We start from the raw sequence: 24,837 nt of genomic DNA, 5'->3' as shown, positions 1-24,837 counted from the left end.
GGTACCGTGGATCCATGGATACCACGTTCGTCGCGCCGATGGGTGATCGCGGTCGGCTGGTCATCCCCGCTGAGCTCCGCAGCCGCCAGCATTGGGAGCAGGGCGTGCCGCTGCTGATGATCGAGACTGTGGGTGGGGTCATCCTGGTCACCCGCGAGCAGGCCAAGGCCCTCGTCAGGTCTCAGCTCGAAGGCAAAGACGTTCTGAAATCGCTCCTCGCCGAACGTCGGGCGGCCGCGAGCTCCGAGGACGCCGCTGCGTGATCGTCCTGGATGCGTCCGCACTCCTCGCATTCCTGCAGGGCGAACCCGGAGCCGATCGCGTGGAGGAGGTTCTCGACGATGCGGTGGTCGGAGCGGCGAACTGGTCCGAGGTCGCGCAGAAGGTGCGCGCATCCGGTGCCGACTGGGGCGTGGCGTCCGGACTGCTGCTCAGCTATCGATTGCGCGTCGAGCCGGTGTCGCACCGTGACGCCGAGGAGGCGGCCCGGCTGTGGAAGCGTGGGAGCGGCCTCTCGCTCGGCGATCGGCTGTGCCTCGCGGTGGCGGCGCGTCTCGACGCGGTCGCGCTCACGGCGGATCGCGCCTGGGGCGAATCTGAACGCGTCGAGCAGCTCCGGCGGTGATCTGAACGGCGGAGCGTCGCATCCGTGACGCTCCGTTTCCGGGTGTGAAGCCGGATGACGGTCCTCATGCCGCCCGAGCGCAGGGATCGCTACCGTCGGGCCATGACTCTCCTCCAGGACCAGCTCGCCGGTATCGCCGATGTCACTCCCGCCGAACGCGCTCGGCGACTCACCGACGCCGGAACCGCATGGAACGAGCGGATCGCCGCGGATGCCGCGAACGCACAGCTCACCTACCGCGTGAGCGGGCGGGGCATCGGCTCCGTCGCCACCGAGATCCGCGCAGGGAAGCACCGCTTCCTGGTCGACGAGCCCGGTGCGCTGGCCGGCGACGACGTGGCGGCGAGCCCCGTCGAGTACGCGCTGGGGGCGCTCATCTCGTGTCAGGTGGTCGTGTACCGGCTCTACGCGCAGGCGCTCGGTCTCACCATCGACCAGATCGAGATCACCGCGGAGGGCGACCTCGATGTGCGCAAGCTCTTCGGCATCGACGAATCGGGGAGGGCAGGTTTCCACGATGTCCGGGTCTCGGTCGACATCACGGGCCCGGACAGCGCCGAGCAGTACGAGAACCTGCGAACCGTCGTGGATGCGCACTGCCCCGTGCTCGACCTCTTCGCGGCGCCCGTGCCGACATCGAGCGCTCTCGGCTGAGCGCGGTTCGGTGCGCGGCACCCGCGCCTGATAGCCTGGTCGGCTCGGCATGCGCGGGCGGAAGGACGGCCACGCACCGTGGGCTACATCGATGTCTCCAGCGTCTCACTGACGCTCCCCGACGGCAGACCGCTTCTCGATGAGGCGACTTTCCGGGTCGGCGCCGGCTCCACCAGCGCCCTGATCGGCCCGAACGGGGCGGGCAAGACCACTCTGCTGCGCATCATCCGCGGTGATCAGCCCGCCGATGACGGCGTGGTCACGATCGATGGCGGTCTCGGTGTCATGGACCAGTTCGTCGGTCACGGCGAGGCGGGCGAGACCGTGCACCAGCTGCTGGTGCGCGTCGCGCCGGCTCGCATCCGCGCGGCGGCCGAGGCTCTCGAGGCCGCCGAGAACGCACTGATCGAACGCGACGAGCACGACACGCAGATGGCCTACGCCACGGCGATCGCCGAGTACGCGGACGCCGGCGGCTACGAGCACGAGACCGTCTGGGATCAGTGCACGGTCGCGGCGCTCGGCGTGCCGTTCGAGCGGGCGCGGTATCGCGAACTCACCACCCTCTCGGGGGGTGAGCAGAAGCGGCTCGCGCTCGAAGCCCTGCTGCGCGGACCCGATGAGGTGCTGCTGCTCGACGAGCCGGACAACTACCTCGACGTGCCGACGAAGCGGTGGCTGGAGGAGCAGCTGCGTCAGACGCCGAAGACCGTGCTGCTCGTGTCGCACGACCGCGAGTTGCTCGCACGCGCCGTCGACCGCCTGATCACGCTGGAGCCCGGCGGCGCCGGTGCCACGGCATGGGTGCACGGCGGAGGCTTCTCGACGTATCAGCAGGCGCGGACCGACCGGATGGACCGACTGGACGAGCTGCGTCGGCGCTGGGACGAGCAGCACGAGAAGCTGCGCACCCTCGTCGCGAACCTCAAAGTCAAGGCGTCGGCGAACGACGGGTTCGCGTCGCGCTATCAGGCGGCACAGACGCGCCTGCGCAAGTTCGAGGAGGCGGGCCCGCCCGAGGAGCGTCCGCCCACACAGGACTTCGACATGCGTCTGCGCGGCGCACGCACCGGCAAGCGGGCCGTGGTCGCACAGCGTCTCGAGCTGACCGGGCTCATGCGTCCCTTCGACGCGGAGGTCTGGTACGGCGACCGGGTCGCGGTGCTCGGTTCCAACGGATCGGGCAAGTCGCACTTCCTGCGGTTGCTCGCCCGTGGCGGCAGCGACCCTGATGCCACGCTCGGTCACGTCACGTCGACAGGAGAGCAGGTGACCACGGTGGCGCACACCGGCACGGCGACTCTCGGCGCACGCGTCGTGCCCGGACTGTTCGCCCAGACTCACGCGCATCCGGAGTTCGTCGGGCGCACGCTGCTGGAGATCCTGCACCGCGGCGACGACCGTCGGGCGGGGATGCCGCGGGATGCCGCGAGTTCGGCGCTCGATCGGTACGGCCTCGTGCGGCAGGCGCAGCAGACGTTCGACTCGCTGTCGGGCGGGCAGCAGGCGCGGTTCCAGGTGCTGCTGCTCGAGCTCTCCGGGGCGACGCTGCTGCTGCTGGACGAACCCACCGACAACCTCGATCTGGAATCGGCCGAGGCGCTGGAGCAGGCCCTGGCGCGATTCGAGGGGACCGTGCTGGCGGTGACGCACGACCGCTGGTTCGCCCGGTCGTTCGACCGTTTCCTGGTCTTCGGGTCGGACGGCGACGTCTACGAATCGGACGAGCCCGTGTGGGACGAGAAGCGGGTCGCTCGGACGCGCTGACGAGAGCAGAACCACGACCGACGCGAGTCCGCGGGTAAAGGGTGAAATAATACCGAGATGATAGATCTCGGGGACATCACTCACGCACGCGGATCAGTGGTTGCGCTCCTGCAACGGAGCGGCCTGGTCGACCGACCTCGGTTGCGGCGGATCTTCGACGCCTTCGAGCGTGAGATCAGGGTCGTGGGTATCTGGGCTCCCGCCGGCTCGGGCAAGTCCGTGCTTCTCCGGCAGTGGATGGCCACCGTCGACGGCCTGGTGTGTTTCGCAGATGCCGCCGATGAGGCGCAGGTGTTCGACGCGATCCAGCGGAGCAGGGCGGCAGGTGCCTCCCGGGTGTATCTCGTGATCGACCAGCTGGATCGGTCGTCGGCGCAAGCGCGGGAGGCCATCGCGGCGGCGGTCGACAGCGGCGATGGCCGCCTTCGGGTGGTTCTCGCCGGCAGATTCGATGCACTTCCGGTGTCGCCCGCCAGGTGGGTGCGAACCAGCGAGATCTCCGGTGCCGATCTCGCCTTCACCGCCGACGAGGCGACCAGCCTTCTCGCGGATGTGACAGCCCCCACCGGGAAGCAGCTCCGCGGTCTCCTCGCCCGCACCGGTGGGTGGGCGACCGCACTCGTGCTCGTGCGCCGTCTGCGGGAGACGGGCGACGGCTCGGTGGTGGATCGGTTCGACGGCGACAGTCGCCCTGTCGCCGACTATCTCGTCACCGAGGTACTGTCCGCTCTCGATCCGGAGCAGGAAGAAGTGCTCGTCTGGTCGGCTGTCGCGCCGACGGTATCGGCAGCACTCGCCGTCACGGTGACGGGGAGTCCCGACGCCGGTCGTGTTCTCGAGCAGCTCGCCTGTGCCAACTCGCTCGTGATGCGACAGGACGCGGATTCGTATCGGTTCCATCCCATCCTCTGGGCGTTTCTCGCCGCAGAGCAGCGACGACGCGATCTCCCACGGGCGAACAGCGCCCACGCAGCAGCGGCGCGGTGGTTCTCGGCGAGGGGCGATCTGCGCAGCGCCCTCGCTCAGACAGTCCGGGCCGCAGACGCGGCCGCGCTCGCCGCCTTCCTCGATCAGCACGGCTACGAGTTGATCTTCCAAGGCGAATCCGGCCCGGTGATGCGTGCCGTTCGCGCGGTCGCGCCCCGGGACCGCGAGAGGCTGGAGGCGGATATGGGGCTGCTTCTCGCGATTCCGCACTTCCCCGATCGCCCAGGGGCAGCGCAGCTCCTCCGTGTCCGCACCCACGCCCAGCGGAGGGCTGAGCGGACCGCCGTGGACGAGATCGTGGACGCGCTGTGGGCGCACGCGAATCGGCGGCGGGGCGACATGCGGGACCGGCCGCCACTAGCCGTCGACGCGTCCTGCTCCCGCGGAACCGCACTCCTTCTCGAGTATGTGCAGGTGTGGACCACGGGAGGGGTGGATGGCGAGATGAACGACAACATGAGCGCGGCGCTCGTGCACCTCGGCTCGCCGACCGCCGACACCTCGGAACTGCGGTGGTTGCGGATGCTCATCCTGGAGAGTGCGCTGTCGATCGTCTCCCGGGCGCCGAGTCGGGTCGACATGGAGCCTGTCCTCCTCCAGATCGAACGTGACCGGCTCAGTGGCGCCGATGAGCGGGATACCGTGGCTGCGCGCGCCGTCTGCCTCCAGGCGACGCGTGCCTATCACCGGGCCGACCCTCTCTCGACGAGCGTGCTGGAGCACTGGAGTCCTCGTGCCGGCGCACGCCTCGACCACTTGACGCAGATGCTCCTCGCGCTCGACGAGCTCACCCGCCGTGGGGGCGGCGCCGCGCTCGCGCGGGTGGTGGCTCTGATCGAGAACGACCTCTCCGACACGGTCTCCAGCCTCGCCTATGCCGTGGTTCCTGCGATCGGGTCCGCCATCCGCCAGGGTGACGTGCCGCTGGCAGACCGGCTCCTGGCGCGCTGTCGTCGTGTTCTCGGCGAATACAGCGTCGAATCGGCGACAGCGGCTTTCCTCCGGCATCCGAACCGTGAGGGCGATCACGTCCTCCGTGAGGCCTTGGCGGGCGGTGCTCCACGATTCACCCCGCTGGCTCTGGCCTGTGCCTGGGTGGCTCTTGCCGTTCACGCGCACCGCCACAGACGCGACGCGTCGGCGACCGCGGCGATCCTGAACGCGCTGATGTGCGCGGCGCCGCTGGGGGCCGTGCGGCCGTTCCTCCAGGAGGGGAACGAGCCGTCGGTCGTGCTGCGTGCACGCATCGAACGGTTGGGGGCGTGGCGGCCTGTGGCAGAGGAGATCCTCGCGCATCCGGACATGGCGATGTCGGAGAAGGCCGCGACCGTCACGATCGCGAAGCTCACGGCGCGGGAACAGGAGTTGCTGCGGGAGCTTCCCGCCCACCAGAGCATCGCCGAGATCGCAGGGCGTCGGTACGTCAGCGCCAACACCGTCAAGTCACAGCTGCGAAGCATCTACAGCAAGCTCCAGGTCAACGGACGTGCCGAGGCGGTCGAGGCTGCTCGCCGTGTCGGTCTGCTCTGACCGGATCGACACGGGGAGGGGCTCGCCGTCGCGTGAGACCACGAGCCCCTGCTTCGCCTCGGATCAGCCCGCGAGCACGCGCGTCTTGATCTGCTCGTACTCCGCAGCGGTGATGGTGCCGCCGTCGAGGAGGGCCTTCGCCTTCGCGATCTCGTCGCTCGGGCTGCTGCCGGCCACGGACTTGATGTAGTCGGCGGCGGCGGATTGCGCGGCCTGCGTTTCGCGGACGCCGCGTTCCGCCATCCCTCCACCGCGGGCGATCAGGTAGATCAGCGCGGTGAGGAACGGGACGAAGACAAGGAAGAGCAGCCAGGCCGCCTTCGCCCACCCGTTCAGCTTGTGATCGCGGAACAGGTCCGTGATGATCGCGAACAGCGCGAACAGGTACGCGAACAGGACGAACACCGCCAGGAACCACCAGACGATGTCCCAGAAACTGGCCCACAGGGTCATGAAGTCACCTCTCATAGAGAACGGGACCCGCTCGGATCCCGCAGGCCAACGATCGCTGGCGATGGGAAGGTCGGTCATCCCCCCATCCGGGTGAAAGGCGGTGCACCCGGTGCTCGATGTCTTCGAGCGCTGTCGCGGTTCCGCGACGCTTCGAGCTCTGCCCGAGTCGACCGCCGCGCCCGGGTAGGCTGGAGGGGTGACCATGGAGATCGAGCTCGGCCGAGGAAAGCGCGCACGTCGCGCGTACACGTTCGATGACATCGCGGTGGTGCCGTCTCGGCGCACGCGCAACCCGGAGGACGTGTCGACCGCCTGGACGATCGACGCCTTCGGTTTCGGCATCCCGGTGCTCGGAGCCCCCATGGACTCCGTCGTCAGCCCGCAGACCGCGATCATGCTGGGTCAGCTGGGCGGACTGGGTGTGCTCGACCTCGAGGGTCTGTGGACCCGGTACGAGAACCCGGAGCCGCTGCTCGCCGAGATCGCCGGTCTCGACGAGGGCACGGCCACGGTCCGCATGCAGGAGCTGTACGCCGAGCCGATCAAGCCCGAGCTCATCACCCGTCGCCTCGCGGAGATCCGCGAGGCCGGCGTCACGGTGGCGGGCTCGCTCACGCCGCAGCGCACGCAGGAGTTCTACGACACCGTCGCCCGCGCCGGCGTCGACCTGTTCGTCATCCGCGGCACCACGGTCTCCGCCGAGCACGTGTCCAGCGTCGCCGAGCCCCTCAACCTCAAGAAGTTCATCTACGACCTCGACGTCCCCGTCATCGTCGGCGGAGCCGCCACCTACACCGCGGCACTGCATCTCATGCGCACCGGAGCAGCCGGCGTCCTCGTCGGCTTCGGCGGGGGAGCGGCGTCCACGACCCGCGCGACCCTCGGCATCCACGCGCCGATGGCGACCGCGGTCTCCGACGTCGCCGCCGCGCGCCGTGACTACCTCGACGAATCCGGTGGCCGCTACGTGCACGTGATCGCCGACGGCGGCGTCGGCACCTCGGGCGACATCGTCAAGGCGCTCGCCATGGGGGCGGACGCCGTCATGCTCGGCGTCGCGCTGGCCCGCGCCACCGATGCGCCCGGCCGCGGATTCCACTGGGGTCCCGAAGCCCACCACCCGAAGCTCCCGCGCGGTCGTCGGGTCGAGGTCGGCGGCATCGGCACGCTCGAGGAGATCCTCTACGGCCCCGCGCCGGTCGCCGACGGCACCGCGAACCTGATCGGTGCGCTGCGAAAGTCGATGGCGACCACCGGATACTCCGACCTCAAGGAGTTCCAGCGGGTCGAGGTCGTGCTCGCACCGTACGAGGCCTGAGGTTCAGCGCACCACCGTGACGACTCCTGCTCTGTTCCCCCCGACCCTGCGTGAGGTCATGCTCCGGGGACGCTGGATCGGCATGCTGCTGCTCTGCCTCCTCGTCGCCGGCGTGTTCGCCTGGCTCGGGCAGTGGCAGCTCGAGCGTGCGATCGAGACGGATCCGCCCGACCCCGGCGCCACCGAGCAGGTGCAGCAGCTCACCGAGGTCCTCGAACCGGGCCAGTATCTTCCCGAGCCGCTCGTGGGGCAGCGTGTGGAGACCTCCGGTGTCTGGGTTCCCGAGGACTTCATCGTCGTGTCGAGCCGGTTCAACGACGACGTCCAGGGCTACTGGGTCACCGGGCAGCTGCGCGTCGACGAGCGCACCTCCATCGCGGTCGCGATCGGTTGGGCGCCGGACCGGGCCACCGCGGACGCTGCGGTGAAGGAGCTCGAGGCGGGTGCCGACGGCTCTCCTGTCGATATCACCGGGCGCATCATCTCGGACGAGGGCCCCCAGGTCCCGCCGCATTCCGATCCCGAGCAACTGGATCGGATGTCGCCCGCGGCCCTCCTCAGCCGTTGGCACGACATCGAGCAGCTCGACGTCTACCGCCCCTACCTGGCCTCGACGACGACGGCGACGGCCGGTCTGGTCGACATCTCGTCGCCGGCCCCCGAGGAGATGTCGCCGGTGAACTGGCTCAACGTCTTCTACGCGGTGGAGTGGGCGATCTTCGCGGGGTTCGCGTTCTACCTCTGGTATCGCCTCGCGAAGGATGCCTGGGAGCGCGAGGTCGAAGAGTTCGAAGACGCGGCCGCGGCGGAAACCGTCTGATCGATCCGCGCATCGGCGCGCGAGTCCGTGCGCAATTGCGTGCCGCCGCCTCGCGATAGCGACCTTCGTCAGGGGTCGTCGAGGCCATCCGGTGAGCGCTGGATGTCGAATCGGAAAACTCCGTTGAGGATGTCCGGACCGCTACGTATGCTCGCACCATGTGAGCATGCTGGGAGTTTCCCCTGTGTGCAGCGTCAGTCCTGAGAAGTGTCGAACCCGACCGAGGAGACAGCACCGATGATGTCCGCTCCAGACGACGAGAACCGCATGGGTTCCGTCTCGCACCGTAGAAGTCGGGGGCGCATCGGCGCTCTCGCCGTGACCTGCGTCGCCGCGTTGAGCCTCGGCTCGCTGGCCGCTGTGCCCGCCACCGCCGACACCACCGGTACGGGGGTGGTGATCAACGAGGCGTATCTCTCCGGCGGCAGCGCGGGAGCGGCGTTCAAGAACAAGTTCGTCGAGCTCTACAACCCGACCTCGGCACCGATCACCCTCGACGGCATGTCGCTGCAGTACCGCTCCGGCACCGGGACCGGCGCCGCCAACGGCGTCGCCACGCTCTCCGGCGTGATCCCGGCCGGCGGCCACTACCTCGTGCAGGGCAACAGCAACGGCGCGAACGGCGCCGAACTGCCCGCTCCGGACGCCACGAGCACACTGACCCCGAGCGGCACCACAGGAACGCTGGCGCTCGTCGAGGGCACGGCGGCGGTGACTCTCACTCCCGGTTCGGTCGTCGGCGTCGACGGCGTGGTCGACCTGCTCGGCTACGGCACCTCCAACACGTTCGAGACCAAAGCGGCTACCCCGCCCGCCGGGAACACCGACGTGAAGTCGCTGAACCGCACCGACGGCGTCGACACCGACGACAACAGCGCCGACTTCACACTCTCGGCCACGATCACCCCGCAGAACTCCGGCGACACCGACCCGGGCACGGACCCGGGCGGCGAGCCGACGAAGGCGACGATCGCCGAGGTGCAGGGCACGACCGACGTCTCTCCGCTGAGCGGCAAGACCGTGCAGGTCGAAGGCGTCGTCACGGCCGACTACCGCACCGGCGGCTACAAGGGCATCGTCATCCAGACGCAGGGCTCCGGCGGCGCGGCGGACGCGACTCCCGGTGCCTCCGACGGCGTGTTCGTCTTCCTGAACGCTCTGTCTCCGAGCCTCGAGATCGGAGACCTCGTCTCGGTCACCGGCTCCGTGAGCGAGTACTTCGGGCAGACACAGCTCAGCCCGGCCGCAGCAGCCGACATCGAGGTGCTGACTGCCGGCGTCGGCGTTCCTGCCGTCACGCCGCTGCCCGCCACGGTGCAGGGTGCCGACCGCGAGCAGTACGAGAACATGTACGTGGCTCCCGAGGGCAGCTACCGTCTCGCCTCCAGCCACCAGCTCTTCAACTTCGGCACGCTGTGGCTGAACGCCGGAGCAGACCTCGCGGTGAAGAGCACCGAGACCACTCGTCCCGGCGACGAGGCGGCGGCGATCGCCGCGGCCAACCGCGCCAACCGCATCCTGCTCGACGACGGCTGGTCCATCCAGGTGTCCAACAGCGGACACCCGGGCGAGCAGCCGTACTTCACGAAGGATGCCGTCGTCCGCAATGGCGACACGGTCGACTTCGGCGACAACGGTTACGTGCTGCAGTGGGGCTTCAACGACTGGCGTCTGCAGCCCGTCGTGCCGATCGACGACTCATCGTCCGCCGACCTCAAGGTCGGCTTCAAGGCGACGAACCCGCGCACCGAATCCGCCCCCGAGGTGGGCGGCGACGTGCAGGTCGCGTCGTTCAACGTCTACAACTACTTCACGACGCTGAAGAGCGAGAACTCGAACGCCCGCGGGGCCGCGAACGCGGCGCAGTTCGCGATCCAGAAGTCCAAGATCGTCGCGGCGATCAACGGACTCGACGCCGAGATCGTCTCCCTCATGGAGATCGAGAACTCGGTGAAGCTCGGCAAGCCCGTCGACACGGCCCTCAAGGATCTGGTCGCCGGCCTCAACGCCGACGCCGGCAGCGACGTGTGGGGCTACGTTCCCACGCCCGCCGCGCTGAACGACGCGGCGACGACCGACTTCATCACCAACGCGATCATCTACAAGAAAGACGCCGTCGAGACCGTGGGCGACAGCGCCACGGTCACCGACGAGACCGTGTGGGGCAACGCCCGCGAGCCGATCGCGCAGGCGTTCGACATCGACGGTCGCGTCGTGACCGTGGTGGCGAACCACCTGAAGTCGAAGTCGCCGCCCGAGGGCGCAGGTGCCGAGCCGGCCGACGGCCAGGGCTTCTTCAACGCCGACCGCGTGAAGCAGGCGAATGCGATCCTCGCCTTCACTGCCGACCTCGAGGAGACCGCCGGCAGCAGTGACATGCTGCTGATCGGCGACTTCAACGCCTACGGCAAGGAAGACCCGATCGACGTGTTCACGTCGAACGGGTGGAGCGACCTCGTCGCCGACAAGGCCGATGGCCAGTACACGTACACGTACGACGGCGAGCTCGGCTCGCTGGACCACGTGATCGCGTCGCCGTCGCTCGTGTCGTCGATCACGGGCGCGGGCGTGTGGGGCATCAACTCGCCGGAATGGAGCGACCGCGGCTACGCGTACGGCGCCACCGAGGAGGGCACGCCCTACCGCTCCAGCGACCATGACCCGATCATCGTCGGCGTCTCCTCGGAGATCCCGCCGGTGAGCATCGACGTCGTCACGGTCAACGACTTCCACGGCCGGGTCGAGGCCGACGGTGCCGCCGCCGGTGCCGCCGTCCTCGCGGGAGCCGTGAAGCAGTTCCGCGACGCGAACCCGAACACGATCTTCGCCGGTGCCGGCGACCTGATCGGTGCGTCGACGTTCACCTCGTTCATCAACGACGACAACCCGACGATCGACGCGCTGAACGCGGCCGGTCTCGATGTCAGCGCTGCGGGCAACCACGAGTTCGACCAGGGCTGGGAAGATCTGCGCGACCGCGTGCAGGAGCGCGCGGACTGGGAGTACATCTCGTCGAACGTGTTCGTCACCGAGACCGGCGAGCCCGCGCTCGCACCGGCCTGGGTGAAGGAACTCGACGGCGTGAAGGTCGGCTTCGTCGGAGCGGTGACCGAAGACCTCGACTCGCTCGTCTCGCCCGAGGGCATCAAGGATCTCGAGGTCCGCAGCATCGTCGATTCCGTGAACGCGGTGGCCGACGATCTGCGCGACGGCGACGAGTCCAACGGTGAGGCGGATGTCGTCATCCTGCTCGTACACGAGGGCGCATCCAGCGTCGAGCTGTCGAGCATCACCCCGGATTCGCCCCTCGGCGAGATCGTCTACGGCGTCGACGACGACGTGGACGCGATCGTGTCGGCGCACACCCACCTCGCCTACAACCACGTGATCGACGGCCGCCCGGTCGTCTCCGCGGGGCAGTACGGCGAGAACCTGGGCCTGATGAACATCAAGGTCGACCCGGAGACGTCGGACCTGATCTCGATCACCAACGAGATCAAGCCCCTCACCGCTGCCGGCAAGCCGCTGTACCCGGCGGTGCCCGAGGTGCAGGCGATCGTCGACCAGGCCAAGGCCGAGGCCGACGTCCTGGGCGCGATCAAGGTCGGCGACATCACGGCCGACTTCAACCGTGCACGCCAGAGCGATGGCAAGACGGAGAACCGCGGTGGCGAGTCCACCATCGGCAACTTCGTCGCCGATGTGCAGCAGTGGTCCACGGGCGCCGACCTGGCACTCATGAACCCGGGAGGCATCCGCGCGAACCTCACCTACGCCTCGTCCAACGCGAACGACCCGAACGGCAACGTCACCTATCGCGAGGCGGCGACGGTCCAGCCGTTCGCCAACACGCTGGTGACGCTGACGCTCACCGGCACGCAGCTGAAGGGCGTGCTCGAGGAGCAGTGGCAGCCGGCGGGTTCTGCGCGTCCGTTCTTGAAGCTCGGAGTCTCGGAGGGGCTGGTCTACACCTACGACCCCGCCGCGGCACAGGGCTCGCGGATCACGTCGATCACGCTCAACGGGACGCCGGTCGACCCGGCGGCGAACTACACGGTCGCCGCCAACTCGTTCCTCGCCGCGGGTGGAGACAACTTCTTCACCTTCAAGGAGGGCGCGGGCAAGCGCGACACCGGCAAGATCGACCTGCAGTCGATGGTCGACTGGTTCGACGCGAACAAGACCGCGAGCCCCGACTACGCCCAGCGGGCAGTCGGTGTCGCCGTCAGCGCGGCGGATGCCGACGGCTACAGCGCCGGCGACCAGGTGACGGTGTCGCTCTCCTCGCTGGCCTTCAGCGCGGGTGAGCCGGCACCGGGCGAGGTGACGCTCTCGCTGGGCGACACGGTGCTCGCCACCGGAGCCGTCGACCCGGCCGTGGTCGACACCACCGATGAGGGCGGGCGCGCGAGCCTGACATTCACTGTTCCGTCGGGCGTCTTCGGCGAGCAGGTCCTGACCGTCGCGGTCGCCGGAACCGGAACGACGGTGCAGGTGCCGTTCACGATCGTCGGTGAGGAGGAGTTCGCCGGCACGATCACCCTGGGGTCTTCCAAGGTGGCAGCGGGCAAGAACCTCAAGGTCACCGGCGAAGGCTACGTGCCCGGTGAGACGGTGAACATCGAGCTGCGGCCGAAGAAGGGCAAGCCGGTCCAGGTCGGCACGGTCCAGGTGGGGGCGGACGGCACGTTCAGCACCCAGGTCACCGTGCCGAAGAGCGCGCCGTCGGGCAAGTACACCGTGGCGGCGTCTCAGGCCGACGGGGATGCGGCGACCGCCACGGTCACCGTCAACCGCGCCGGCGGCATCATCGGTGCGATCCTCGACTGGCTCTGGGAGCTGCTCACCCGGTGGTTCTGATCGGGGAAGAGTGTTTCTGATCCGCTAGTCGGATGACACAGGCGAAGGCCGTCGGGAGCGATCCCGGCGGCCTTCGTCGTCTTGTCTCCGTGTCAGGCTGTCACCGCGACCGGAGCCCAGACGAAGCCGTCTGGGTCGACGGCCGCGCCGAGCACGCCGTTGACCGTGATCCGATGCGAACCGGAGCCCTCTGCTGGAACGCCTGCGTCCTTGGCGAGCGAGGCATGTCGGTAGAGGCCGAGGCCGATCGGTCCCGACCCCGTGTCGAACTGCACGTAACTGCGCCCGAAGCTCTTGCCGACGGGGATGCCGCGGTCCGCATAGAACGTCTTCGAGGCGACCACGTCCGCGGCGCCGAGCAGCAGGATGATCTCGTCGACCGTGCGGCTCGGCGCGGCCGTGTCCTTCTTCGCCGAGGTGGCGACCTTCCAGATCGTGCCGTCCGGGGCCTGGATCGTGCCGCCGACGCCCCACAGGGACTTCGAGACGGGCTTGATCACGGTGGCCCCAGCGGCGACGGCCGCATCGATCAGGGCGTGCACGTTCGCCGGCTGAGAGACCACCAGCGAGAGCGTGAAACCGCGGAAGCCGGAGGACTCGGCATCCGCGGCGCGAAGGCGCAGACGATCGCCGAGGTCGAAGGCCCGCGCGTAGAAGGAGCGGGCGGCGTCCACATCGGGAACGTCGAGGGTGAGGGAATCGATCGTGGTGTTCATATCGACGACGCTACGGACGTGCGCCGGCACCTGCTTCTCGATTCCTGACCGATGCCTCGGAGGCCGGAATCGGCACGATTTCCCGGCGGCTAGACTGGACACATGCCCGAACCGAAAGTCGCCAGCTTTCCGGCGATCCGCGGTGCGCTGAAGTTCTACCAGATCGCGTCGATTATCACAGGAGTCATGCTGCTCCTGCTGCTGACCGAGATGGTGCTGAAGTACACGCCGATCCACCTCGAGCTCTTCCTGGGAGGCTCCGGAGGACCGCTCTGGTTCGCCGGCGTGCTCGCCGGCCCCGACTGCCAGTGGTGGTCGCTGTTCGCCCCGATGACCAACTCCTGCGAGATGACCTCGCTGGGCGACGGGTTCAACCTCTCGCTGTTCATCCTGGTGGCGCACGGCTGGTTCTACGTCGTCTACCTCTTCGCGTGCTTCCGCATGTGGAGCCTGATGCGCTGGCGCTTCCCGCGCTTCATCCTCCTCGCGCTCGGCGGTGTCATCCCGCTGCTGTCGTTCTTCATGGAGGCGGTCGTCGCCCGTGAGGTCAAGACCTATCTCGCCACCCGAGAGGCCGCCGAGGCCTCCACCCCCGCCCCGGAAGGTGTCCGTTGACCGAACAGTCCGAGACCCAGCAGCGTCCTGCGCTCGTCGTCGACTTCGGCGCGCAGTACGCGCAGCTGATCGCCCGTCGAGTCCGCGAAGCGGGTGTGTACAGCGAGATCGTGCCGCACACCGCCACGGCCGAGGAGATCGCCGCCAAGAGCCCCGTCGCGATCATCCTCTCCGGCGGGCCCTCGTCCGTGTACGAGGAGGGCGCGCCGAAGCTCGACCCGGCGGTCTTCGACCTCGGCGTCCCGACGCTCGGCATCTGCTACGGCTTCCAGTACATGGCCCAGACGCTCGGCGGCGAGGTCGCGCACACCGGACTGCGCGAGTACGGCGCGACGGATGCCGCGATCTCCGGCGACGGCGGCACGCTGCTCGGCGGTCAGCCGGCGGAGCAGAACGTGTGGATGAGCCACGGTGACCAGGTCGCCACGGCGCCTGAGGGCTTCGACGTGCTCGCCACGACCGAGGCCACGAAGGTCGCGGCGTTCGCGAACGAGGAGCGCGGGTTCTACGGCGTGCAGTGGCACCCCGAGGTCAAGCACTCCGACCACGGCCAGCGCGTGATCGAGAACTTCCTGCACAAGGGTGCGGGGCTCGCCTCCGACTGGAACAGCGGCAACGTGATCGCCGAGCAGATCGAGCGCATCCGCGAGCAGGTCGGTGACGCCCGTGTCATCTCCGCTCTCTCCGGCGGCGTCGACTCCGCGGTCTCCACGGCACTCGTGCACAAGGCGATCGGCGACCAGCTGACCGCCGTCTTCGTCGACCATGGCCTCCTCCGCAAGGGCGAGCGCGAGCAGGTCGAGAACGACTACGTCGAGTCCACCGGTGTGCGTCTCATCACCGTCGACGCGGCAGACACCTTCCTCGGTCACCTCGAGGGTGTCACCGACCCGGAGGAGAAGCGCAAGATCATCGGCCGCGAGTTCATCCGCGCGTTCGAGAAGGTGCAGCTCGACCTCGTCGCCGAGGCCAAGGCCTCGGGCGGCGCTCCGGTGAAGTTCCTCGTGCAGGGCACGCTCTACCCCGACGTCGTCGAGTCCGGCGGCGGCGCGGGTACCGCGAACATCAAGTCGCACCACAACGTGGGCGGCCTTCCCGACGACCTCGACTTCGAGTTGATCGAGCCGCTGCGAGCCCTGTTCAAGGACGAGGTGCGCGCGATCGGTCGCGAGCTCGGCATCCCCGAGGCCATCGTCGGACGTCAGCCGTTTCCGGGGCCCGGTCTCGGCATCCGGATCATCGGTGAGGTCACCGCTGACCGTCTCGAGATTCTGCGTGAGGCCGACGCCATCGCCCGTGAAGAGCTGACGAAGGCGGGTCTCGACCAGGAGATCTGGCAATGCCCCGTCGTGCTGCTGGCCGACGTGCGCTCGGTGGGCGTGCAGGGCGACGGCCGCACCTACGGTCACCCGATCGTGCTGCGCCCCGTGTCGAGCGAAGACGCCATGACGGCGGACTGGACGCGTCTGCCGTACGACGTGCTGTCGAAGATCTCGAACCGCATCACGAACGGCGTCCGTGACGTCAACCGCGTCGTGCTCGACGTCACGTCGAAGCCGCCGGGGACGATCGAGTGGGAGTAGGGAGCGCCATGCTCCCTGATGCGGCGCCGGCTCTGCCCGACGCCGAGTACCTGGTGCTGTCCAGCCGGTTGATCCCGGGTCTGGACGGCGGGTACACGATCGCGACGCTCGCGCGCGCCCGGCAGCTGGCCGGTGCCGGCGTCGCCGAGGGGGCCGGCCCGCAGCTCCTGACGTTCGACCCGGGAACCGCGGCCGATCACGCTGCCCACCGCAGGACGTTCGCGGAACAGGGGGCGCTCACCGACCCGTCGCGGATGCGCAACCTCTTCGATGAAGCGGTCGCGTCCGACGGGGGAGCGGCCGGATGGCTGCGTGCGGCAGCGGATGCCGCCGTCACCGCCGACCCCGACGTCGAGTACCGTGTGCTGACCGATGCCGACGGGCGCCCGTTCGCGGCGCTCCCGGTCATTCCGGGTAACCCCGACTGGCACCTCACCGCGGAGCCGGTCCTGGTCTACGACGGCGCGGGCGAGGTCGTCGGCGCCCTGCACGGTTTCCGTGGTCTCTACCGCGCGTGGCTCGAGCACGTGACCGCGGCCTTCGGTGATCGCAGGATCATCGTGATCTGTGAGTCTCGCCAGCTCGGAGAGCTCATCGCGGACTGGTCGGATCCGCGGGTGCGCATCGTCCACACCATTCACACCATGCACGTCGAGGCGCCCTACACGCCGGATGCGTCGATGAACACGCTCTGGACCCGGTGGTTCCGCCTGGCCGACCGCTTCGACGCCGTGATCTGGCCCACCGCCACGCAGCGTGACGACGTCGTGGCCCGCTTCGGGGATTCGGCTCTGCACGCGGTCGTGCCCAATCCGATCGCTCCCGTCGAGGGTCGGGACGACCTGCGCGAAGACGGCCTCGTCGTGGTGCTGGGCCGCCTCGCACCGGGCAAGCGCGTCGATCACGCGATCCGCGCCTTCCTCGCGGCCGACGTGCCCGGCGCCCGGATGGAGATCTGGGGCGGCGGCCCGGAGCAGGAGCGCCTGCACGCGCTGATCGAGGAGCACGACGCCGGAGACCGCGTCGTGCTCGCCGGATACACGGACTCACCCGCGACGGTTCTCGACCGGGCGTCGATCCTGGTCACCTCCACGGCCTTCGAGGGGCAGCCCCTCGGCGTGGTCGAAGCGCTGCTGCACGGCACTCCCGTGATCTCGTACGACGTGCGCTACGGCATCCGCGACGTGCTGCAGCAGGGCGGCGGTGCCCTGGTGCCGAGCGGAGACGTCGACGCGCTGGGCGACGCGATCCGTTCCCTGCTGACCGAACCCGATCGGCTCGCGGCGCTGAGCGCCGAGGCCCCGACGGTCGCTGCGGCGTGGAGCCCGGAGCACTCACTCGATGCCCTCACTGCCGTGATCGCTGCGGTCGCCTCTGCGCCACCGCGTCGCTGACACCCCGCTCTCTCCTCGGTGCCGGAGCCGGCGTGACGAGGGGCTCCTCGCGACCGCGAAAGAAATCTCGAAGATTTCCGTCGCCGATGTCGATCCGCGGCATTCCCGTTCGACGTCTGGAATGAGAGGGTCGAGAGACGGCCCTTCGAACAAGGAGAACATCATGAAGTTCATGCTCATCATGCGCGCAGACGACACCGCCGTCGAGGCATACAAGGAGATGCCCTTCGAGCAGGTCATCGAGGCCATGGGCAAGTACAACGAGTCGATGATGAAGGCCGGCGTGCTGGTCGCGGGCGAGGGCCTGACCGATGCCGCCGAGGGTTTCGTCGTCGACTTCAGCGCGGAGAAGCCGCTCATCACCGACGGCCCCTACGGAGAGACCAAGGAGCTGTTCAACGGCTTCTGGATCCTCGAGGTCTCGTCGCGCGAGGAGGCTGCCGAATGGGCGAGCCGTGCACCCCTCGGCGCCGGATCGTTCCTCGAAGTGCGCCGGGTCACCGGCGTCGAGGACTTCCCGGCCGACAACGAGTGGATCGAGAAGGAAGCCGGCTGGCGCGAGGAGCAGGCCCAGCGCGCACAGCAGTGATGGACATGGCGGCGCACTCACACTGTGGTCTCCGCTTCGTCACGTCGGCGATATCCAGCTCGTACTCGACGTGGACGAGCACATCACGAATGATGTTTGCTCAGTCATGCTCAACACTGAGCGGCGGGAGAAAGAGATACGAGAGCGATGACGATGATCTCCTAGCGTGCGCCGCGAAGACCTTGGTCATACGTGGCATCGAAGGAGTCGCTTGAAAGGCTGAGACGATCCCCAGGCTTCACGCTAGGAGTGCGTTCCGACCGTAAGAACAGTGGTCAGGTCTCGCACTCGTCGGAGGGGAAGGATTCGAATCGAATCGATCGACACTGTTGGCGCCAACCAGGTTGGCCCAGAGGCGTGAACAAGCCCGATCACGCTGGGCGCATCCACTTCAAGCACTGAAACGGCCGCATGCTGTCGACGAGCTGCTCTGACTGCTACCTCGCATGATTCGGAAAGGTGAACCCAGTTCCGCGCACGTGAGAGCAGTCCCGCCCTCGCCTCAAAAATTGATCGAAGGTTTCGTGTAGGTGTCGCGTGATACAACGTCTGAGGGGCACGTCGGGATTCATACTCGATTTGGATCGGAACGGAATGACCATAGGCAGCGCGGACGTCCTCGCCTTCCAGGTGAAAACGAGGCTCGCCGAGCGCTCCGGCGATAAGAAGCAGTTGCGCCGACGACACCTTATGTCCGGACGCGCGCATCAACTGAGCTAGCTCGTCTACATGAACCCATCCCGACTTCGTGGCCGGAACCGCGGGGTCATGTCTCAGGTGGTAAGACATTGCTCGACTGATCCGACGGCGGTCCGCCTCGGAGAGTGCTTTGGAATTCTCCTGTCCGACCCGACCTGTAATTCGATTCCATCGTTGGGCGAGGTCGGCCGCGATCTTTCGAACGCGGATAGTGGTTCCCTGATCTACAAGCGCCGCCAACAGCTCGCCTCCATACGCGCGCTGGCTGGGAGATGAGTCGGGATGAGAGATTGCACGAACCCCGCGAGCGATTGCGCTCGCGTCATACCACTCCTGGAGCCGCTGAGGGTCCGTAGTGTCTCCCGTGAATTTCTCCCAGGAGTCCGCATATCTATCGACGATCGCGCGGCGCAACTCGTACTGTGACGGAGGAAGAACTTGGCCGTCCTCGACTAGCTGAGCCAATTCATACCCGAACGGGCGCGCGCCCTTCGATTCGAGGTCGACCGCCAGTAGCTTGTCGTCGGAGCCAATGATCCAGTTCAACGGATGAGCGTCTCGTCGAGGGACGAGGGGTGCAGTCTGGACGACGTTCCACCACGCTTCGAATTGTGCCGTTCGTTCGTCATCCGTCAGCTGAAGTGAGCGCAACCATCGTCCGAACTCGGCCTGTTTGATGGTGGTGCGCGTGCCGTTGATGTCCAGCGCGGGCAAGCCTGCCGAGTGGATAAGTGCGAGGAACTCAGCGACATCAGCCAGCGTTGCCGAGACTGCGCGAGTCTCTTGTACCTGCAGGTGGTCCAGTAGCGGAACCCCATCTCGGAATCTGCGCACAGACACAATTAGGTCAGGATCTGGGGAAGCCTGTCCTACGTCTGGAATGTTGGTCAGGTGCTCGATCAAGCCGAACCGGGAGGAGAGCTCCCGCCGCTGTACCTCTTGTGCAACCAGCTGACAGTATGCTTCGTCGCGCGCTTTCGCAGCCTCCAGAGTTCGTTTGTAGACGAAGGTCTGTCCGGCGATGCCGTCCGAGTCGCGCAATGTCACGACTCCGCCGCGACCGCCGAGGAGAACCTGGGTCAGGTCCGCACTGTTGTAAGCGGCTTGCGCGGCTGCTTCGAAGATCGCGGCGGAGTCACCCTGACGAATAGCTAGCGCGACTTCGGCGGGCCCGGGTATAAAACCTCCGGACAGAGGGCCATGTTCTTCAACCTCTTTTGCGATCATGGTGAGGTATCGCGGGCGAAGGTCTTCGGGTGTCGTTGCTTTCGCGAGATCGGCGAAGCCGCGTCGTCTTGTCTCGGAGCCTCCGAGAAGATGGCTGAGAAGGAAGAGATCGGATGCTTGATCGGCCTCGATTCCAAGTCTGTTGATAGGGCGCGTGCGTTCCCGGGGGCTTCCTTCGCGAGTCCGAATCGCTTCCTGGAGGATTCGTGCCGCCGACGACGGAGCAGTCTCTTCTGAACGCGCAAGCAAGGACAAGAATGTCGCGGTCAGGTCGCGAAAGACGAAGTCGGTAGCCTTCTCGGACTGCTGGAGCCCAGCGATAAGGCGCGGGAGGCTGCGTTCGAAGATGGGAGATGTTGGCGTATCCGGTCTGCGGTGACCGAAGGGAAACAGCAGCCCGCGAGTCGACAAGTCCGTTCTACCCGAAAGCAAGTCGTCTTCGAGCTGATCGAAGGCGGCGTCGAGGAGGATTAATGTTGCGTCTTCGACGCGGTTGGTCACCCAATCTTCCCAGCGGGCCGTAATCGACCGACCTTGGTCGACAAAGCCCTGAACCCCATGCGGGCGTGAGCCTATGCCAGCGAGACGAAGTGCGAGGTGCGCGGCCATGATTGACTCGGCCGCATCTGACCCAGGGTTGCGTTTTAGTTGCTGGGCCGCCTCTTGAATCGATTCGCGATCCTCGAACAGGTCATACAGCCAGATGGAAGCCTCGACGTAGTACTCAAGAGCTCGCTCAGACCCTTGAACATGAGAATCGATCAACATCTGTCGAGCGGTCCGCAGGTCGTGTTCCGAGACCGCTCCAAACCGTGCGCCCAGGACGACGGTGATGCCGAGTCTCGTTTGGACGCCGCGTCGCGGCGAGCGCCCTTCGAGAACTTGCCCTTGATGGATCCAATCCAAGTAGGAGCGGGCTGCGTTCAGCAGCCGTGAGAAAACTGCGCGCCTTTGCCAAGTGACGGAGAAGGCTGCGTTTAGAAGCGATTCGCCGAGCCGTTCTTTCAGTTGGCCCAGCACGTCTTCGAGGGACGTTCCTGCGGACCGCAGGTAGCCGGCGATGGAACCAGACTTACGGCTGAGGAGGTCTTCCGCGACCAAGTAGGCGAGCAAAGGAAGCTCGCGGGTTGCGGAGATGTCACTGATGGCTGCCGCAACCTGAAACGATGATGAGAGAGGAGACAGCAAAGTGGCTACCTGGGCGAATCCGGCTCGCTGCTGCCACTCCTCCAGCGAAGTGCTTGTGTTAACACCGAAACGTTCGGCTTCTTCGATTAACGTGGGGAATGACTCGCGAAGCTGCGCGAGAGTCTGCCCCAGGGGCTCGGGGCCAGACTGAGGTTCACGCCTACGCGCGAGAGAAGCCGGTGACGGATGCATTGTCATGGGTAGACCATAGCGGCGAGACCGTCGTGCCGTTGGAGTACGTCTCCGCCTGCGACTACGGAGGCCGCTAGCGAGTGCACGATCGACCTGACTGACGGCGGACAGTTGTGTGAGCGCCGGGGACGTCCCGAAAGCACGGTCCTCCTTGCGGCTATCTCCGATGTTGCGAACTGTCCTTGCCTCGCGCTCTCGATTGGTGGTTACGAACTGACCTACGCATCTGAGCCATCCCCTTGGGCTCTGGGCGCGCCGGCGGCGCGACCTCGCGAAGAGCAGCCCTCACCGGTTCCAACCGTTCGCGAGCCTCATCGTCTCAGGCCAGATCGCGGCCCGACTACTCGAATTGGCCAACAGCATCGAGAAAGCGTGTGGAATTCTCACTCTTCCAATGAATCCGTTGGCGTTCGGGTGTTGGGCTACGGCGCCGACCCACCGACACGTCGACACGCCGACAGGCGGAGTAAGGCGGCGCAGGAGCGCATTGACTGTCGCCTCGTACGATGAGCGGCGGGCCAAAGTGATTCTCGCGACCGGGTATCTCAAGGTCCTGCAGTTGTAAGCCGTGCCCAGAGTCCCCGCTACTTTTCGTTGATCCAGCGTCGGAAGGTGTGGATGCTGACGGGCTTGGGTGAGATCGTGACTCCCGTTGGAGTCGCCGACCAACTGAACGGGGTCGTAGAACCCCGGGGACGACATCCGCCGGGAATGCTGACAGCACGCTCCCTTGCAGCAAAGTAGGGCGCCTCTAGTGCTGACACTTGCGCAAGAATCTGCACCGGAGCAACATGATTGACGCATGACTCATTCAACGAGAGCGGACGATTGGCGAAGTTTCGTGGAGCAGGAATGGCATATTGAAGGTCGCCTCAATGGACGGATCCGCGAACGACGAGGCCGCGCGCTCCGCCCCCGATGACGGGTCGGCGGAGCGCGCGGTCGCCGCGGTATGGCGCATCGAGTCCGCGCGCATCGTGGGGGCGCTCACCCGCATGGTCGGCGATTTCGGGCTCGCGGAGGACCTCGCCCAGGAGGCGCTGGTCGATGCGCTCCGGCAGTGGCCGGTCGAGGGGGTGCCGCGCAACGCGGGGGCCTGGCTCACGGCGGTGGCGAAGCGCAAGGCGATCGACGGATGGCGCCGGGCGGAGCGTCTGGATGCCCGGGTCGCCGCTCTCGCCCGCGACCTGGAGCGGGAGCAGGCCGAGTCTCCGGAGGTGCTGTGGGACCCGGATGCCGTCGACGACGACGTGCTGCGCCTGATCTTCATCGCCTGCCACCCGGTGCTGTCGAAGGAGGCGCAGGTCGCCCTGACGCTGCGGGTGGTCGGTGGCCTGTCGAGCGAGGAGATCGCCCGTGCCTTCCTCGTACCGACGGCGACCGTGCAGCAGCGCATCGTGCGGGCGAAGAAGACGCTCGCGGCGGCGAACGTACCCTTCGAGGTGCCGCCCCGCGAGGAATATGCCGCGCGTCTGAGTGCCATCCTCGGCGTGCTGTACCTGATCTTCAACGAGGCGCATGCGGCGAGCAGCGGTCCGGAATGGATGCGGCCCGAGCTGAGCGACGAGGCCATCCGGCTCGGCAGGGTGCTCGCGGCGCTGATGCCGCGCGAGCCCGAGGTGCACGGCCTGCTGGCGCTGATGGAGCTGACGGCGGCCCGGTTCGCTGCGCGTGTGGACGGAAACGGCGACCCCGTGCTGCTCGCCGATCAAGACCGTGGGCGGTGGGATCGCGGGCGCATCACCCGTGGTCGAGCAGCACTCGCGACGGCCGACGCGCTCGGTCGCGGTCGGGGTGCCTACTGCCTGCAGGCCGCGATCGCCGAGTGTCATGCCGTGGCGGCATCCGTCGACGACACCGACTGGGACCGCATCGTGCTCCTCTACGAGGCGCTCGGCCGGATAGCACCCTCGCCGGTCGTGGAGCTCAACCGTGCCGCCGCTGTAGCGATGGCGACCGGCCCGGCATCCGCGTTGCGCATCATCGATCAGCTCTCGAGCGCGGGAGCGCTGCGCGGGTACCACCTGCTGCCCGCGACCCGGGGGGAGTTGCTGCGGCGGCTCGGGCGCGAAGAGGAGGCACGGAGCGAGTTCGCGGTCGCCGCCGGCCTCGCGGGCAACGATCGCGAACGGTCGTTGCTCGAGCGGAAGGCTGCCGGGGCAGAGAAATGACCCGCCCCCTTCGGGAAGCGCGAGGCTGCCGAAGGGGACGGGCGTGTGGGATTTCGGGGAAGCGTCAGTCGTTGACCTTCTGACCGCGACCCGCGATCAGGCCGTAGATCAGCAGGACGATGATCGAACCGGCGATGGCGAGGAGCCAGGTGCCCAGATCCCAGAACTCGGTCAGCGGGCGGTTGAGGATCAGGCTGCCGAGCCAGCCGCCGAGCAGGGCGCCGACGACACCGAGAAGGAGGGTGAGGAACCACCCGCCACCCTGCTTGCCGGGCAGGATCAGCTTGGCGATGGCCCCGGCGATGAGGCCGAGGAGAAGAAAGCCGAGAAAACTCATGGTCAGCTCCTATGTGTCGGGAGCCCGGGGGGCCAGGGCTCGTGACACCCACACTGCCGGTCTTCGCGACCGCACGACAACCCCTTGCGCACACCTCTCCGGGTGTGCCAAAAGGCCCGCCTCCACGGGGGAGACGGGCCTTTTGAACGGTGGTTCGTGTCAGTTGTTGCCGCGGACGATCGCGATGATGCGCAGGATCTCGACGTAGAGCCATACGACCGTGACCATGATGCCGAAGGCGCCGAGCCAGCCGTACTGGCGGGGAGCGCCGTTGCGGACGCCCTGCTGGATCTGGTCGAAGTCGAGCACCAGCGAGTACGCGGCCATGATCACGACGAGGACGCCGATGATGACGCCGAGCGGGATGCCCATGATGGTGGCGCTGAGCATGCCGAACGCCTGATCCTGCGGCAGGACGCCGGTCCACATGAGGACGAGGTTCAGCAGCGAGAAGACCAGGTAGCCGATCATCGCGATCATGAAGATCTTGGTCGCCTTCTTCGACGCGCGGATCTTGCCGCTTGCGAAGAGGGCCAGGGTCACGCCGACGACCGAGACGGTCGCGAGGGTGGCCTGGAACACGATGCCGGGGTAGATGACCTCGAAGAACGCCGAGATGCCACCGATGAAGAGGCCCTCGAGCGCGGCGTAGGCGAAGATCAGCGCGGGTCGCACCTTCTTGCGCGAGGTGAAGGTGATGACCATCGCGAGCACGAAGCCGCCGAGCGCACCGATGATCCACGGCATCATGTTGACGGGCGCCGGGTTCTGGGGGTTGTACGGCGGAGCGTCGATCCCACCGAGCGTCCACACCCAGCCGATGGCGGCGGTGACGAGCAGGATGGCGAACAGGCCGGCGGTCTTCCAGACGGTGTCCTCGACGGACATCCGGTCGGTCTCGATCGCACCGGCAGGCGGGGCCGCGTACATGCCCTCGAGCTGCGCGTTGGCCGCGACATCCATCGCCCCGTGTTGGAGCGAGGCGTTCTGCGCGCCCTGAGCAGCCTGAGGTCCGCCCGGGTAGGTCGCGACGTTGCGCGGGTCCTGCTGCTGGAAAGCAGGGTTGTTGAAAGCGAAGTTGCTCATTGGTGGGCCTCACTCCAAAGGGGGTT

General features: G+C 67.3%; 18 protein-coding genes. 13 read left to right on the top strand and 5 right to left on the bottom strand.

Annotated elements, in window-relative coordinates; translation table 11 throughout:
- Positions 1–14 precede the first annotated feature (14 nt).
- The 5 genes from OC372_RS17750 (at position 15) to OC372_RS17730 (ending at position 5,563) form a co-directional block, all read left to right on the top strand.
- Entirely contained in the window at positions 15–263 is a 249-nt protein-coding gene (locus OC372_RS17750; RefSeq protein WP_029262255.1) for an AbrB/MazE/SpoVT family DNA-binding domain-containing protein, read from the top strand.
- Entirely contained in the window at positions 260–625 is a 366-nt protein-coding gene (locus tag OC372_RS17745; protein WP_029262256.1) for a type II toxin-antitoxin system VapC family toxin, read from the top strand. The genes OC372_RS17750 and OC372_RS17745 overlap by 4 nt, the downstream gene beginning before the upstream one ends.
- Before the next feature lie 102 nt (positions 626–727).
- Complete coding sequence (locus OC372_RS17740) at positions 728–1,279, top strand: OsmC family protein (RefSeq protein ID WP_262003339.1); 552 nt, start codon at positions 728–730, stop codon at positions 1,277–1,279.
- Between the two features lie 78 nt (positions 1,280–1,357).
- A complete protein-coding gene (locus tag OC372_RS17735; protein ID WP_262003337.1) occupies positions 1,358–3,046 on the top strand; it encodes an ABC-F family ATP-binding cassette domain-containing protein in 1,689 nt (562 codons plus the stop codon).
- 57 nt (positions 3,047–3,103) lie between these two features.
- Positions 3,104–5,563, top strand: coding sequence for a LuxR C-terminal-related transcriptional regulator (locus OC372_RS17730; RefSeq protein ID WP_262003335.1), 2,460 nt, complete (start codon positions 3,104–3,106; stop codon positions 5,561–5,563).
- A 63-nt stretch (positions 5,564–5,626) separates the two neighbouring features.
- On the opposite strand, the gene OC372_RS17725 is transcribed toward OC372_RS17730, so the two are convergent.
- Entirely contained in the window at positions 5,627–6,016 is a 390-nt protein-coding gene (locus OC372_RS17725; protein WP_105711660.1) for a PLD nuclease N-terminal domain-containing protein, read from the bottom strand.
- A 202-nt stretch (positions 6,017–6,218) separates the two neighbouring features.
- On the opposite strand from OC372_RS17725, the gene OC372_RS17720 reads away from it, so the two are divergent.
- From OC372_RS17720 to OC372_RS17710, 3 genes are all read left to right on the top strand, one after another.
- Positions 6,219–7,334 carry a GuaB3 family IMP dehydrogenase-related protein gene (locus tag OC372_RS17720; RefSeq protein WP_029262261.1) on the top strand — a complete coding sequence of 372 codons (1,116 nt, stop codon included), beginning with the start codon at positions 6,219–6,221 and terminating at the stop codon, positions 7,332–7,334.
- Positions 7,335–7,392: 58 nt separating this feature from the next.
- On the top strand, positions 7,393–8,154 hold the full coding sequence (locus OC372_RS17715) for an SURF1 family protein (protein WP_262003594.1): 762 nt from the start codon (positions 7,393–7,395) through the stop codon (positions 8,152–8,154).
- 237 nt (positions 8,155–8,391) lie between these two features.
- Positions 8,392–13,014 carry an ExeM/NucH family extracellular endonuclease gene (locus tag OC372_RS17710; protein WP_262003332.1) on the top strand — a complete coding sequence of 1,541 codons (4,623 nt, stop codon included), beginning with the start codon at positions 8,392–8,394 and terminating at the stop codon, positions 13,012–13,014.
- A 92-nt stretch (positions 13,015–13,106) separates the two neighbouring features.
- On the opposite strand, the gene OC372_RS17705 is transcribed toward OC372_RS17710, so the two are convergent.
- Positions 13,107–13,730 carry a glyoxalase gene (locus tag OC372_RS17705; protein WP_262003331.1) on the bottom strand — a complete coding sequence of 208 codons (624 nt, stop codon included), beginning with the start codon at positions 13,728–13,730 and terminating at the stop codon, positions 13,107–13,109.
- A gap of 102 nt (positions 13,731–13,832) precedes the next feature.
- Between OC372_RS17705 and OC372_RS17700 the strand changes: the two genes are divergently transcribed.
- The 4 genes from OC372_RS17700 (at position 13,833) to OC372_RS17685 (ending at position 17,911) form a co-directional block, all read left to right on the top strand.
- Positions 13,833–14,345: a DUF3817 domain-containing protein gene (locus tag OC372_RS17700; RefSeq protein ID WP_029262271.1), complete on the top strand. Its 513-nt coding sequence runs from the start codon at positions 13,833–13,835 to the stop codon at positions 14,343–14,345.
- Positions 14,342–15,928: a glutamine-hydrolyzing GMP synthase gene (gene guaA, locus OC372_RS17695; RefSeq protein WP_262003328.1), complete on the top strand. Its 1,587-nt coding sequence runs from the start codon at positions 14,342–14,344 to the stop codon at positions 15,926–15,928. Before OC372_RS17700 ends, guaA begins: the two co-directional genes overlap by 4 nt.
- Before the next feature lie 8 nt (positions 15,929–15,936).
- Positions 15,937–17,322, top strand: a complete 1,386-nt coding sequence (locus OC372_RS17690) for a glycosyltransferase (RefSeq protein WP_262003326.1) — start codon at positions 15,937–15,939, stop codon at positions 17,320–17,322.
- 163 nt (positions 17,323–17,485) lie between these two features.
- Entirely contained in the window at positions 17,486–17,911 is a 426-nt protein-coding gene (locus tag OC372_RS17685) for a YciI family protein (RefSeq protein ID WP_029262274.1), read from the top strand.
- Positions 17,912–18,154: 243 nt separating this feature from the next.
- Here the strand turns inward: OC372_RS17685 and OC372_RS17680 are convergent, their stop codons facing one another.
- On the bottom strand, positions 18,155–21,223 hold the full coding sequence (locus OC372_RS17680; protein WP_262003323.1) for an RNA 2'-phosphotransferase: 3,069 nt from the start codon (positions 21,221–21,223) through the stop codon (positions 18,155–18,157).
- Between the two features lie 869 nt (positions 21,224–22,092).
- Between OC372_RS17680 and OC372_RS17675 the strand changes: the two genes are divergently transcribed.
- The gene (locus tag OC372_RS17675; RefSeq protein ID WP_262003321.1) at positions 22,093–23,388 is read left to right on the top strand and encodes an RNA polymerase sigma factor; all 1,296 of its coding nucleotides are present in this window, start codon (positions 22,093–22,095) and stop codon (positions 23,386–23,388) included.
- 64 nt (positions 23,389–23,452) lie between these two features.
- On the opposite strand, the gene OC372_RS17670 is transcribed toward OC372_RS17675, so the two are convergent.
- Both OC372_RS17670 and OC372_RS17665 read right to left on the bottom strand, forming a co-directional pair.
- Positions 23,453–23,725 (bottom strand): GlsB/YeaQ/YmgE family stress response membrane protein, encoded by a 273-nt coding sequence (locus OC372_RS17670; RefSeq protein WP_262003319.1) that lies wholly within the window; start codon positions 23,723–23,725, stop codon positions 23,453–23,455.
- Positions 23,726–23,884: 159 nt separating this feature from the next.
- Positions 23,885–24,811 carry a Bax inhibitor-1/YccA family protein gene (locus OC372_RS17665; RefSeq protein WP_029262276.1) on the bottom strand — a complete coding sequence of 309 codons (927 nt, stop codon included), beginning with the start codon at positions 24,809–24,811 and terminating at the stop codon, positions 23,885–23,887.
- Positions 24,812–24,837: the final 26 nt, after the last annotated feature.

It is taken from the genome of Microbacterium sp. Mcb102 (assembly GCF_024519805.1).
Classification (GTDB): Bacteria; Actinomycetota; Actinomycetes; order Actinomycetales; family Microbacteriaceae; genus Microbacterium.
Note: the sequence above shows the minus strand (reverse complement) of the source record. Positions and strands in the feature narration are given on the sequence as shown.